Origin of the sequence: Streptomyces sp. NPDC085596 (assembly GCF_044541565.1) — a bacterium.
Classification (GTDB): domain Bacteria; phylum Actinomycetota; class Actinomycetes; order Streptomycetales; family Streptomycetaceae; genus Streptomyces.
The window spans coordinates 156,831-169,307 of record NZ_JBITTC010000003.1 but is presented as its reverse complement, the minus strand read 5'-3'; the positions used below and the strand labels follow the sequence as shown (position 1 = coordinate 169,307).

10 protein-coding genes and 2 riboswitches are annotated in these 12,477 nt (G+C 74.2%); of the genes, 5 read left to right on the top strand and 5 right to left on the bottom strand.

What is annotated here, in order from left to right; all coding sequences use genetic code 11:
* Positions 1-23: 23 nt before the first annotated feature.
* The gene (gene gap / locus ACIGA3_RS10775) at positions 24-1,019 is read right to left on the bottom strand and encodes a type I glyceraldehyde-3-phosphate dehydrogenase (protein WP_399712917.1); all 996 of its coding nucleotides are present in this window, start codon (positions 1,017-1,019) and stop codon (positions 24-26) included.
* A gap of 94 nt (positions 1,020-1,113) precedes the next feature.
* On the bottom strand, positions 1,114-2,070 hold the full coding sequence (locus ACIGA3_RS10770) for a GlxA family transcriptional regulator (RefSeq protein ID WP_399712914.1): 957 nt from the start codon (positions 2,068-2,070) through the stop codon (positions 1,114-1,116).
* Positions 2,071-2,199: 129 nt separating this feature from the next.
* Here ACIGA3_RS10770 and ACIGA3_RS10765 point away from each other — a divergent pair, with 129 nt between their 5' ends.
* The 4 genes from ACIGA3_RS10765 (at position 2,200) to ACIGA3_RS10750 (ending at position 7,217) form a co-directional block, all read left to right on the top strand.
* Positions 2,200-4,953: a BTAD domain-containing putative transcriptional regulator gene (locus ACIGA3_RS10765; protein WP_399712911.1), complete on the top strand. Its 2,754-nt coding sequence runs from the start codon at positions 2,200-2,202 to the stop codon at positions 4,951-4,953.
* 150 nt (positions 4,954-5,103) lie between these two features.
* On the top strand, positions 5,104-5,850 hold the full coding sequence (locus ACIGA3_RS10760) for a DUF4232 domain-containing protein (RefSeq protein ID WP_399712908.1): 747 nt from the start codon (positions 5,104-5,106) through the stop codon (positions 5,848-5,850).
* A 235-nt stretch (positions 5,851-6,085) separates the two neighbouring features.
* A riboswitch (cobalamin riboswitch) is annotated at positions 6,086-6,158 on the top strand.
* 61 nt (positions 6,159-6,219) lie between these two features.
* A complete protein-coding gene (locus ACIGA3_RS10755) occupies positions 6,220-6,441 on the top strand; it encodes a CbtB-domain containing protein (protein WP_135784528.1) in 222 nt (73 codons plus the stop codon).
* 20 nt (positions 6,442-6,461) lie between these two features.
* A complete protein-coding gene (locus ACIGA3_RS10750; protein ID WP_399712904.1) occupies positions 6,462-7,217 on the top strand; it encodes a CbtA family protein in 756 nt (251 codons plus the stop codon).
* A gap of 49 nt (positions 7,218-7,266) precedes the next feature.
* On the opposite strand, the gene ACIGA3_RS10745 is transcribed toward ACIGA3_RS10750, so the two are convergent.
* From ACIGA3_RS10745 to ACIGA3_RS10735, 3 genes are all read right to left on the bottom strand, one after another.
* Positions 7,267-7,839, bottom strand: coding sequence for a histidine phosphatase family protein (locus ACIGA3_RS10745; RefSeq protein ID WP_399712902.1), 573 nt, complete (start codon positions 7,837-7,839; stop codon positions 7,267-7,269).
* A gap of 89 nt (positions 7,840-7,928) precedes the next feature.
* Positions 7,929-10,241 (bottom strand): 5-methyltetrahydropteroyltriglutamate--homocysteine S-methyltransferase, encoded by a 2,313-nt coding sequence (gene metE / locus ACIGA3_RS10740; RefSeq protein WP_399712900.1) that lies wholly within the window; start codon positions 10,239-10,241, stop codon positions 7,929-7,931.
* A gap of 162 nt (positions 10,242-10,403) precedes the next feature.
* Positions 10,404-10,633, bottom strand: a riboswitch (cobalamin riboswitch).
* A gap of 101 nt (positions 10,634-10,734) precedes the next feature.
* On the bottom strand, positions 10,735-12,063 hold the full coding sequence (locus tag ACIGA3_RS10735; protein ID WP_399712897.1) for an amidohydrolase: 1,329 nt from the start codon (positions 12,061-12,063) through the stop codon (positions 10,735-10,737).
* A gap of 188 nt (positions 12,064-12,251) precedes the next feature.
* On the opposite strand from ACIGA3_RS10735, the gene ACIGA3_RS10730 reads away from it, so the two are divergent.
* Positions 12,252-12,425, top strand: coding sequence for a thiazolylpeptide-type bacteriocin (locus ACIGA3_RS10730; RefSeq protein ID WP_018548797.1), 174 nt, complete (start codon positions 12,252-12,254; stop codon positions 12,423-12,425).
* The last annotated feature ends 52 nt before the right edge of the window (positions 12,426-12,477 follow it).

The following is a 12,477-nucleotide window of genomic DNA, read 5'->3' as shown; positions in this document are numbered from 1 at the left end:
CGGGTCGGCCGGGTGCCGTCGCGTCAGGCGGCGAGCAGCTCCAGCGTGTCGATCACCCGGTTCGAGAAGCCCCACTCGTTGTCGTACCAGGCGACCACCTTGACGTGGCGGCCGTCGACGCGGGTGAGGGCGGAGTCGAAGACGGAGGAGGCCGGGTTGCCGACGATGTCGGAGGAGACCAGGGGGTCCTCGGAGTACTCCAGGACTCCGGCGAGGGGGCCCTCGGCGGCCGTGCGGTAGGCGGCGAGCACCTCCTCGCGGGTGACGTCGCGGGCGACGGTGGTGTTCAGCTCGACGATCGAGCCGACCGGCACCGGCACCCGGATCGAGTCGCCCGACAGCTTGCCCTCGAGGTTCGGCAGGACCTGGCCGATCGCCTTGGCCGCGCCCGTGGTGGTCGGCACGATGTTCACGCCGGCCGCGCGGGCCCGGCGGGGATCGCGGTGCGGGCCGTCCTGGAGGTTCTGCTCCTGGGTGTAGGCGTGCACGGTCGTCATGAACCCGTGCTCGATGCCCGCGAGTTCGTCCAGCACGGCCGCCAGCGGGGCCAGCGCGTTGGTCGTGCAGGAGGCGTTCGACACGATGGTGTGCAGGGCCGGGTCGTAGGTGTCGCTGTTCACCCCGTACGCCAGCGTCACATCGGCGCCGTCCGAGGGGGCGCTCACCAGTACCCGCTTCGCGCCCGCGTCGAGATGGGCGCGCGCGGCCTTCGCCGAGGTGAAGCGGCCGGTCGCCTCCAGCACGATGTCGACGCCCAGCTCGGCCCAGGGCAGCTGGGCCGGCTCGCGCTCGGCGAGGACCTTGATGCGGCGGCCGTCGACCACGAGGGTGTCGCCGTCCACCTCCACCGGGCGCCCGAGCCGTCCGGCCGTCGAGTCGAAGGCCAGCAGCCGGGCCAGCCCCGCGGGTTCGGTGAGGTCGTTCACCGCGACGACCTCGAGGTCACTGTCGCGTTCGAGCAGAGCCCGCAGCACGTTGCGTCCGATGCGGCCGAATCCGTTGATGGCGATGCGCGTCATGAATGGTGTCCCTTCCGTTCGCCATCAGGTTCGCGGGCGGGGGCCGTGCGGGGCAGTGGCAGGAGCGCCACGGTTCACAAGGATCGCGCCAGGGCTACTCGCCCCGGGCGAACGTACGCCGGTAGTCGCTCGGTGTCGTGCCCAGGACGCGCTGGAAGTGCAGCCGGAGGTTGGTGCCGGTGCCGAGCCCCACCTCGTCGGCGATTCTCTCCACGCTCCGCTCCGAGCGCTCCAGCAGCTCGCGCGCCAGGTCGAGGCGGGCCCGTGTCACCCACTGCATCGGCGTGTACCCGGTGTCCTCGGCGAAGCGCCGGGAGAACGTACGCGGCGACACCGCCGCGTGCCGGGCCAGCGTCTGGAGGCTCAGCGGCTCACCGAGCCGGTGCAGCGCCCACTCGCGGGTCGCGGCGAACCGCTCGCCCAGCGGCTCGGGCACACTGCGCGGCACGTACTGCGCCTGACCCCCGCTGCGATAGGGCGCCGCGACCAGGCGCCGGGCCGCGTGGTTGGACGCGGCCACCCCCAGCTCGCTCCGCAGCATGTGCAGGCACAGGTCGATACCGGAGGCCGCGCCGGCCGACGTCAGCACGCTGCCCTCGTCCACGAACAGCACGTTCTCGTCCACCCGGATCAGCGGATACCGGGCCGCCAGGGCCCGCGCGTAATGCCAGTGCGTCGTGGCCCGCCGGCCGTCCAGCAGACCGGTGGCCGCCAGCGCGAACGCCCCCGTGGAGATCGCCGCGAGCCGCGCACCCCGCTCGTGCGCGGCGACCAGCGCCGCCACCACCGGCTCCGGCGGGTCCTCGCGGTCCGGGAACCGGTAGCCCGGCACGAACACCACGTCGGCCCACTCCAGCGCCTCCGGACCGTGCGCCACGTGGTACGACAGGCCGTCCCCGCCCGTCACCAGACCCGGCGCGGCCCCGCACACCCGCACCTCGTACGGCATGCTCGCGCGGGTCGTGAACACCTGCGCCGGGATACCCACATCGAGCGGCTTCGCGCCCTCCAGGACGAGAACGGCGACACGGCGACGGCGGGAGGAGGGCACGGTCAGCAGGGTACGCAAGGTGCGGCGCGGCGATGGCGCGAAACCCCCGCCGGGCGGCGGACAACCCCCCGATATGCTGCTGTTTTTCCTGTACCGGCCGCCCGTGGCCGCCCCCGGAAGGACCGCCCCTTGGAGTTCCGGCTGCTCGGCACCGTCTCCGTCGACACACGCCGAGGACCACTGCCGCTCGGCCCCGCCAAGCGCCGCAGCCTGCTCGCGGCGCTGCTGCTGTCGGCCAACAACCCTGTGCCGATGCACCGGTTGACCGCCTGCCTGTGGGACGACGAACCCCCGAGCCAGGCACGCGGCGTCATCCAGGGCCATGTGTCCCGGCTGCGCGCCCTGCTCGCCGAGGGCGACGCGGAGGCGTACGGCGTCGAACTGCTCACCGCCGGGGACGCGTACGCGCTGCGGCTGCCGGAAACCCTGCTCGACGCCCAGCGGTTCGAGGAACTGCTGACCCTCGCCCGCGAACAGCGCGAGCCCGCCGACACGGTACTCATGCTCGGCGACGCCCTCGCGCTGTGGCGCGGTCCCGCGCTCGGCGGCGCCTTCGCCGGACCGCCTCTTCAGGCCGCCGCGCACTCGCTGGAGGAGTCCAGGCTCTCGGCCGTGGAGCAACTGGCTCTCGCCTACGGCCGGTTGGGCGAGCACCACCGGGCCGCCGCCGTACTGCGGACCGAGGCCGTCGCGCATCCGCTGCGCGAGTCGCTGTCCGCCGCGCTGATGACGGCCCTGTACCAGGCGGGCCGGCAGTCGGAGGCGCTGGACTGGTTCCACCGCACCCGCAGACTCCTCGCCGACGAACTCGGCATCGACCCCGGCCGTGAACTCGCCGACGCCTACGGGCTGATCCTGCGCGGGGACCCCGTACCGGAACTGCTGGCCGCGCATCCGAAGCCCGAGGCCGAACCGTCCAGGGCGCCCGTGGCGCCGCGCCCCGCGCTCGTGCCCACCGAGGCGCACCCCGCCGACCTGCTGCCCCGCGCGCCCCGCGGCTTCCACGGGCGTGGCCCGGAACTCGCCGCGCTCGGCCGGGCCGCCGCCGGGGAGGCGCCCGTGTGCCTGGTGACCGGGCCCGCCGGGGTCGGCAAGACCGCCCTCGCGCTGTGGTGGGCGCACCGCAACGCCGACGCCTTCCCCGACGGGCGGCTCTTCGCCGACCTGCACGGCTTCAGCGACACCGGCGAGCCGTCGGTCACCGAGGTACTCCGCGAGTTCCTGCTCGCCCTCGGCGTGCCGCCGCGCCGGATACCGGAGTCGGCCGCGGCCGCCGCCGCGCTGTTCCGCACCCTCACCGACCGGCTGCGGCTGCTGGTCGTGCTCGACAACGCGCGCGACTCCGCCACCGTCCGCGCCCTGCTGCCCGGCGGCGCCGACTGCGTCACCGTCGTCACCAGCCGCCACCGCCTCGAGGGGCTCATCGCCTCCGACGCGGCCCGCCCCGTACCGCTCGGCACGCTCGACGCGCAGGACGGCACGGCACTCCTCGCGGGCGTCCTCGGCGAGGAACGCGTCCTCGGCGAACCGGTGGCCGCCCGCAGGCTCGCCGAACTCTGCGGCAGCCTCCCGCTGGCCCTGCGGGTGACCGCCGCCCGGCTCGCGGGCCGCCCCCAGTGGACCTTGGCCCACCTCGCGGACGAACTCGCGGACGAGCGCGGCCGGTTGGCCCACCTCGCCGTCGACGACACCGGTGTCCCGGCCGCGCTCCGCCTGACCGTGCAGCACCTCCCCGGCGAGGCCGCGCACCACTTCGGCCGGCTCGGCCACCACCCCGGCACCCACTTCGACCCGTACACCGCGGCCGCCCTCTCCGGCACCGACCCGCTGGCCGCCGGACGCGCCCTGGAACGGCTCGGCGCCGCCCACCTCGCCACCGAGACCGCGCCCGGCCGCTGGGAACTGCACGACCTCGTACGCCTGTACGCCCGCGACCTCGATCCGGCGAGCGGCCCCGAGGCGCTCACCGGTGCTCTCGACCACTACATCGCCACCGCCCTCGCCGCCGCCGACACCGCCCAGCCCGGCGGCGAGCCCTGCTTCGCGCTGCCCGCCGACTTCCGACGCCCGGCTGCCGTACGCGACTTCGCGGACCGGGGGGAGGCGATGGGCTGGCTGGCCGCCGAACGCGAGGACCTGGCACGCGCCGTGACCGCCGCGCGCGCCGCCGGTCTGGACGACCGGGCCTGGCGGATCATCCTCCTCCAGTGGCCGCAGGTGGTGTGGCGCTCGCGGGACAACTGGGTGCCGCTGCTGCACACGGCCCTGGAGTGCGCCCAGTCCGTGGCGGACCCCTACGCCGAGTCCCGCGTCCGCACCCTGCTGGGCTGGGTACTGAGCGAGGAGGGCCGGCTCGCGGACGCCCTCACCCTCCTGGAGCCCTCACCCGCCCTGGCCCGCCGCTCCGGCGACCGCCTCGGCGAGGCCACCGCCCTGATCAACCTGGCCGTGGTCCAGTCCGCGCAGGGCGAGCTGGACGCCGCCCTGGCCAACTACGCCCGCGCCGCCACCCTGGCCCGCGCGGAGGGCGGCACCCACACGGAGATGCTCGCGCTGCTGCACCTGTCCCGCGCCCACCTCACCGCCGGCCACCCCGAGCAGGCCCTCCGCGTGGCCCGCACGGCCCTCGACCTGGGCCCCGAACACGAGGAAGCGGCCCGCACATCCCTCCTCCACACCGTCTGCGGCGAGGCCCACCTCGCCCTCGGCGACGAAACCGAAGCCATGCGCCTCCTGGAACGCGCCGCCGACGAGGCGGAATCCGCCGGCTACGACGAGGGCGCCGTCCGGGCCCTGGAGGCGCTGCTGCGGGTGAGCGGCCGGGTCGACCACCGCCTCCGCTACGAGGAGGCGGTACGGCGGCTCGCCGTCGACGACCTGTAGGGCAAAGCCGGGTCAGGCGGCGTCAGGGGAACGTCAGTGGGACATCACCGGAACGTGAGCGGCACGGCCGAGACTTGACATGTCAGCAGGTCAGCGGCTGACCGACGGTCCGACCGGTCGTCGTCACACCTCACCTTCGGGGGAACCACCATGAACGCACCGCGCCGCACGGCACTCTTCACCGTCGCCGCCTCCGCCGCCCTCGCCCTGTCCCTGACCGCGTGCCAGAGCGGGGAGGGCACCAAGGCCGAGGGCACGGCCGGGGGCTCGGACACCGCGGCATCCGCGCAGGCTTCCGGCTCGGGCGGGAGCAAGGGCTCCGCGGTCGGCACCGCGCACAAGTCGGGCTCGACCGGCTCCGACGCGGCCGCCGGCTCCAGCGGCTCCAGCGGCTCCACCGGTTCCTCGGGCACCTCGGGGTCCAAGGGGTCGACCGGCGCGAAGAGCTCGGGCGGCTCCTCCGGCAGCTCCGCCTCCGCGCCCCTGTGCGCGGCCAAGGACGTGAAGGTCACCGCCGCCCGGCAGGACGGCCCGCCCTACACCCACATCGTGCTGACCGCGAAGAACACCTCCGGCCACAGCTGCCGCATGGCGGGCTTCCCGCACATCCAGTTCCTGGAGAGCCACAAGCAGGACGTGCCGTCCGTCGCCAAGAGCAAGCCCGCCGCCCCGATCGTGCTCAACTCCGGTGACCCGGCGTACGCCCTGGTCAAGCTCTCCGACGGCGGCGTCGACGAGGACAACGAGCCGGTGTCCGTGTTCCAGCTGGAGCTGGAGGGCGACTCGACCGTGATCGCGGTCGACGCCTCGGCAGGCGGCGGCCTCGCCATCGACCCCGCCAAGGCCCTCACCGGCTACTGGACGTACGAGCTGCGCAACGGCGCCGACGACTTCTGATCGGCCGCCGGTACCGGGGCCCGTCCGGGCCCCGGTGGACGGGGCTGACCGGTACGTGGGCCGAGGCGAACGATCGTGCCGTCCAAGCGCGTTCGGCGCCTCGGCACGGCGCTGGCCGCTGCCCCGTATCGGCCGCAGGCACACGGCCGGGAGAGGAAGATCACCCGTGGGGGCGCGGTCTTGGCCAGCCAGGGCACACGCGGTACCGTCGGGGCGATATCGACGACGGCGAGACGGAAGCCGGTGGGAAACCGGCACGGTCGCGCCACTGTGTGCGCGGTTCCTCCAAGGGGCCGCGCGAGTCAGACCCGTGGCCGTCGTCCTGTGCACCACCGAGATGGGACGCGAACTCCCAGAGGAGGTCCTGCCATGGCGCAGACCGTCGCCCAGCCGACAGCCGGCAACCCCGCCGTTCCCGCCAAGCTGCCGCTGAAGGAGATAGCGCCCTGGGCGGTCTTCTTCGGCGTCCTCATGCTGGTCCTGCTGTACTTCGTCGGCGCCGAGCAGGGCGCCACCTCCGTGTTCAACGGCACGGACGTCCACGAGTGGGTGCACGACGCCCGCCACCTGCTCGGCTTCCCCTGCCACTGACGCGAGGGACGCCGCACACCATGAACTCCGCAACGGTAAGAAACCTCCTCGTGCGGGGCATGCTCGCCGGCCTCGCCGCCGGAGTGCTCGCCCTGATCGCCGCCTACTTCCTCGGCGAGCCCAGCGTGGACAGCGCCATCAGCTTCGAAGGGCACCACTCCCACGAGCACGAGGTGGAGGTCGTCTCCCGCTCGCTGCAGTCCACCGCCGGACTCGCCACCGGCGTCCTCGTCTACGGGGTCGCCTTCGGCGGCATCGCCGCGCTCGCCTACTGCTTCGCGCTCGGCCGCGTCGGCCGCTTCGGCCCCCGCGCGACCGCGCTGCTGCTGTCCGGCGCCGCGCTGCTCGCCGTGTACGTGGTGCCGTTCCTGAAGTACCCGGCCAACCCGCCCTCGGTCGGCGACCCGGACACCATCGGCAAGCGCACCACGCTGTACTTCCTGATGATGGTGCTCAGCGTGCTCCTGGCGGTCGGCGCCACCCTGCTCGGCAAGCGGCTCGCCCCGCGCCTGGGCACCTGGTACGCGACCCTTGTCGCCGTGGCCGCCTTCGCCGTGGCGACCGGGCTGGCGTACGCCTTCCTGCCGGTCGTCAACGAGGTGCCGGAACACTTCCCGGCCGCCCTGCTGTGGCGGTTCCGTCTGGCCGCGCTGGCCATCCAGACGGTGCTGTGGGCCGGATTCGGGCTGCTCTTCGGCGAGTTGGCCGAACGGCTGCTGAACCCCCGCCCCGCTGCGGCACGCGACACGGGCCAGGCGGTCGCCGCCTCCCACTGAGCCGGTGACGTGACGACGAGAGGGGCCCCGGAGACTTCCGGGGCCCCTCTCACTCGCCCCCGAGCGGGCGCCCCAGCCGCAGGTTCCAGCGTCCGGCACGCCCGGACAGCTCCGTCGCCGTCAGCGGGGCCACGTCCAGCCGCCAGAACGCCCCGGCGGGCAGCCCCAGCGCGTGCACCACGGCCGCCCGGACCACCTCGGGCTCCACGACGGCGACCGTACGTCCCTCGGGAGCGGACGCCAGCCAGCGGCCCACCCGCGCGCACACCTCCCGCACCGACTCCCCGCCCGGCGCCGCGCGGTCCGGGTCGGCCAGCCACCGGGTTACCGCCTCCCCCTCGGCCGCCGCGACCTCCGCCAGCGCGCGCCCACGCCACCGCCCGGCGTCCAGCGGCGCAAGCTCCGCCGCCACCACGCCACGCAGCAGCCCCAGCCCCTCGGCCGTCTCCCGGCACCGCACACCGGGCGACACCACGACCCGCGTCGCCTCCGGCACCGCACCGGCCGCCGCCCGGGCCCGAGCGGCGCCCGCCTCGTCGATGGACCCGGCCCCGTCGTAGAAACGGGCCTCCCGCAGCGCGGCCCCGATCGCGGGCGAGACGAGCACCAGCCGACTGGTCACCCGGGAAACCTCCTGATCACGAGAACGCGGCGAACGTAGCATCCCGTCCGCCCCGGCCCACCCGGAGCCGGGGCGAACGGGCAACGCAGCTAAGGCAGTTCGCGCCGCACCGTACGGGCCGCCGCCACCAGGTTCTCCAGCGACGCCCGCGTCTCCGGCCACGCGCGGGTCTTCAGACCGCAGTCCGGGTTCACCCACAGCCGCTCGGCGGGGATCGCCTTCAGCCCCGCACGCAGCAGCTCGGCCGCCTCCTCGGTGCTCGGCACACGCGGGGAGTGGATGTCGTACACACCCGGACCCGCCTCGCGCGGGTAGCCGTGCGCGGCCAGTTCGCGGGCCACCTGCATGTGCGAGCGGGCCGCCTCCAGGCTGATCACATCGGCGTCCAGGTCGTCGATGGCCCGCACGATGTCACCGAACTCGGCGTAGCACATGTGGGTGTGGACCTGGGTTTCCGGCCGGACCCCGGCGGTGGTCAGCCGGAACGCCTCCGTCGCCCAGGCCAGGTAGGCGGCCCGGTCGGCGGCACGCAGCGGAAGCGTCTCGCGCAGCGCGGGCTCGTCCACCTGGATCACCGAAGTGCCCGCCTGCTCAAGGTCGTTCACCTCGTCGCGCAGGGCGAGCGCCACCTGCCGGGCGGTGTCACCGAGCGGCTGGTCGTCGCGGACGAAGGACCAGGCGAGCATGGTCACCGGTCCGGTCAGCATGCCCTTGACCGGGCGGTCGGACAGGGACTGGGCGTACGTCGTCCAGCGGACCGTCATCGGCTCCGGCCGGGAGATGTCGCCGGCCAGGACCGGCGGGCGGACGTAGCGGGTGCCGTAGGACTGGACCCAGCCGTGCTGGGTGGCGAGGTAGCCGGTGAGCTGCTCGGCGAAGTACTGCACCATGTCGTTGCGTTCGGGCTCGCCGTGCACCAGGACGTCCAGGCCGGTCTTCTCCTGGAAGGAGATCACCTCCTGGATCTCCGCCTTGATGCGCTCCTCGTACCCGGCCGTGTCGATCCGGCCCGCGCGCAGGTCGGCGCGGGCGGTGCGCAGTTCGCCGGTCTGCGGGAACGAGCCGATCGTGGTCGTCGGCAGCAGCGGCAGGCCGAGGTGGGCGCGCTGGGCGGCGGCCCGCTCGGCGTACGGCTGGGCGCGGCGGGCGTCGGCGTCCGTGACGGCTTCCGCCCGAGCCCGGACGGCCGGGTCACGAGTGAGGGGGGAGCCGGTGCGGGAGGCCAGGTCGGCCCGGTTCGCGGCGAGTTCGGCGGCGATCGCGTCCGTGCCGTGTGCCAGCCCCTGGGCCAGGGTGACGATCTCGGCGGTCTTCTGCCGGGCGAAGGCCAGCCAGCGCAGGATCTGCGGTTCGATGTCCCGCTCGGCGCCGGTGTCCAGCGGGACATGCAGCAGGGAGCAGGAGGGGGCGACGTCGACCCGGTCGGCCAGCCCGAGCAGGGTGCCCAGGGTGGCGAGGGACTTCGACAGGTCGTTGACCCAGATGTTGCGGCCGTTGACGACACCGGCGACCAGCCGCTTGCCGGGCAGCCCGCCGACGGCGGCGAGCGCGTCCAGGTTGGCGGCCGCGGCCTCGGTGAAGTCCAGCGCCAGACCCTCGACCGGCGCCTTCGCCAGCACCGGCAGCGCCTCGCCCAGCCGGTCGAAGTACGAGGCGACCAGCAGCTTCGGCCGGTCGGTGAGCGCACCCAGGTCACGGTAGGCGCGCTCGGCGGCGTTCAGCTCGGCCGGAGTACGGTCCTGCACCAGCGCGGGCTCGTCCAGCTGCACCCACCCGGCCCCGGCCGCGCGCAGGTCGGCCAGCACCTCGGCGTACACCGGGAGCAGCCGGTCCAGCAGGGTCAGCGGATCGAAGTCGGCGGCGACACCGGGCGCGGGCTTGGCCAGCAGGAGGTAGGTGACCGGGCCGACCAGCACCGGCCGGGCGGCGAGACCCAGGGCGAGGGCCTCCTTCAGCTCCGCGACCTGCTTGGCGGAGTCGGCGGAGAACACCGTGTCCGGACCCAACTCGGGCACCAGATAGTGGTAGTTGGTGTCGAACCACTTGGTCATCTCCAGCGGCGGCACGTCCTGCGTGCCGCGCGCCATGGCGAAGTAGCCGTCGAGCGGGTCGGCGGCGACGGCCGCCCGGTGCCTGGCCGGGATCGCACCGACCATGACCGTGGTGTCCAGTACGTGGTCGTAGTACGAGAAGTCCCCGGTCGGGACCTCGTCGACACCCGCCTCGGCGAGCGCCTGCCAGTTGGCGCGGCGGATGTCCGCGGCGGTGGCCCTCAGGGCGTCGGCGTCGACGCGGCCCTTCCAGTAGCCCTCGATGGCCTTCTTCAGTTCCCGGTCCGGGCCCTGACGCGGGTAGCCGTACACGGTGGACCGTGCTGCCGCGGCTGCGGACTTCGGTGTCACGGAGATCTCCTTCACGAGATGAATCCCTGAGATCCCGGCGACGGGACGAGCACGTGAAGGGGTGACGACCAGCGGGTACGCGGCCGCGCGGCACGGCGCGGTGGTCCGTCTGGTGTGTACGCCGACCCGCCCTCGAGGTCACCGGAATTCCGCACGCGAGTGGTTCGCGCACGGGCAGATGGCAGGTCTTCGGACTCACGGGCGCGTCGCGTACGGAAAAGCCGTACGAGACACCTAGTGGCCGTCGCTTCCCAGGTCCGTGCGTCGGACCCAGTGCGTATGACGGCGGTCGTTCCCGCTCACCGCTGCGGGGCAGTCCCGGATTCCCACCGGGTTCCCTCTTACGACACCCCGTCTGGCGGACGGGGCGAACCAGCTGCACAGGTCAGCCTACGGGCCGTGGCCTTCCGTCGCCGGTACCGTCCGGCATTCGGATGGTGATCCGGGCCACGCGTGCCGCCGTCCGGCCCGACCAGGCTGTGGGACAACGGGATTACCCCGCCGCCGGTCCCAGCTGGGCGAGTGCCGCCGTCACCAGCGCGGCCGTGCCGGTGTCCAGGGTGAGGCGGACGCTGGGCAGATAGCGGGGGGAGTGGTTGCCGGGGAGGCTCCGGAACTTCTCCGCCGGTCCGGTGCCGGGGGCCGCCGCCCACTGGGTCGGGCCGACCGAGCCGAGCATCCAGTAGGCGCCCCGGATGCCGGGCCGGCCGTGCAGATGGCCGCCCGCGCCGGTGAGCAGCGGGAAGTCCTCGGTCGCCGCGGAGGCCGGCCAGCCCGTGACGCGGGCGGCGCCGAAAGCCGCCTGGTGGGCGGCGCGGACGGCGGCCGTGACGCCCGGGTCGGGCCGGGTGACGCCGGAGCGGGTCAGCTCGCGCACGGTGACCCGGGGCGGCAGCCCGGCCGCGGCGGCCTCTGCGCGCACCACCCGCTCCACCGCCGCCGTGCCCCGTACGAGCGCCGCCTCCGAGAGGGCGCGTACGGTGACCCGCAGCTCGGCGTGGGTGGCTATCACGTTCCCGGAGCGCCCGGTGTCCCCGGCCCGCAGCGAGGACGCGGTGACCACCAGCCGCTCGGCCGGGTCCGTCTCGCGGGCGGCGACGGCCGGGAGCCGGGTCACCGCGCCGGCCGCCGCGAGCAGCGGATCGGCCGTCAGATGAGGGGTGGCCGCGTGTCCGCCGTCCCCCTCGAAGACCACCTCCAGCGTCACGCTGCCCGCCATCAGCGGCCCGTCCGCGTGCGCCACCATCCCGGCCGGGAACGCGGCCGTGTGCTGGGCGAGGACCACGTCCGGCGCGGTGATCCGGTCGTACAGGCCGTCCTCCAGCATCGCGCGGGCACCGCTCAGCGTCTCCTCGGCGGGCTGCCCGACGACCAGCAAAGTGCCGCGCCAGCGGTCCCGGTGCTCGGCGAGCCAGCGGGCGGCGGCGGCCGCGCACGCCAGATGGGCGTCATGGCCGCAGGCGTGCATCACCGGCACCGGCCGCCCGTCCGGGCCCGGCGCGGTCGCGGTGCTCGCGTACGGGACGCCGGTCTCCTCGGCCACCGGCAGCGCGTCCAGCTCGGCGCGCAGCAGCACGGCCGGACCGTCGCCGTTGACGAGTTCGGCGGCGACCCCGTGGCCGCCGACACCGCGCAGCACACGGAAGCCGTCGGCCGTCAGCCGGTCCGCGAACCGGGCGGCGGTGCGCTCCTCGGCGCCGGACAGCTCGGGGTGCCGGTGCAGGTCGAGATAGAGCTCGGCGGTGGACGCCAGCAGGGCGTCCAGACCGGGCGGAACACCACCGCCCACGGTCACGGACGGACGGGACTGGTCGCTGCTCACGGCGGGGACTCCAGGGGGTTGTCGTACGGGGGTGTCAGCGAAGTGACAGCCATCGGTAAGGGAGTTGGTGTCGGACGCGCGTAGAAAGGGAGGTGTCCGGGGGGCTCGCTCCTCCGGCAGGTTCAGCGCACCACCGGACGGGACCCCTCCCGGCCGGCAGCAGGCCACCTGACCCGGAAGGAGCCATCATGGCTGACAACAACCTCGCCTCCCTCGCCCAGGAGATCCTGGACCTGGAGTCGGAGACCTTCGAGATCACCGACTACTCGGACGCCAGCGAGGTCATGCTCGGTTCGTCGACGAGCTGTTCCTCCACCAGCACCTGCTCCAGCACCACCAGCACCACCTCCTGCACCGCCTGACCCAAGGCGTCGCACCCACGGTCCCCGGCCCGCGTCAGCGCGCCGGGGACCG

Excerpts from the sequence above, each read along its gene's own strand:
- gap (WP_399712917.1), bottom strand. The coding sequence starts at position 1,019 with ATGACGCGCATCGCCATCAACGGATTCGGCCGCATCGGACGCAACGTG.
- ACIGA3_RS10755 (WP_135784528.1), top strand. The coding sequence starts at position 6,220 with ATGGCGCAGACCGTCGCCCAGCCGACAGCCGGCAACCCCGCCGTTCCC.
- ACIGA3_RS10730 (WP_018548797.1), top strand. The coding sequence starts at position 12,252 with ATGGCTGACAACAACCTCGCCTCCCTCGCCCAGGAGATCCTGGACCTG.
- ACIGA3_RS10760 (WP_399712908.1), top strand. The coding sequence starts at position 5,104 with ATGAACGCACCGCGCCGCACGGCACTCTTCACCGTCGCCGCCTCCGCC.
- ACIGA3_RS10750 (WP_399712904.1), top strand. The coding sequence starts at position 6,462 with ATGAACTCCGCAACGGTAAGAAACCTCCTCGTGCGGGGCATGCTCGCC.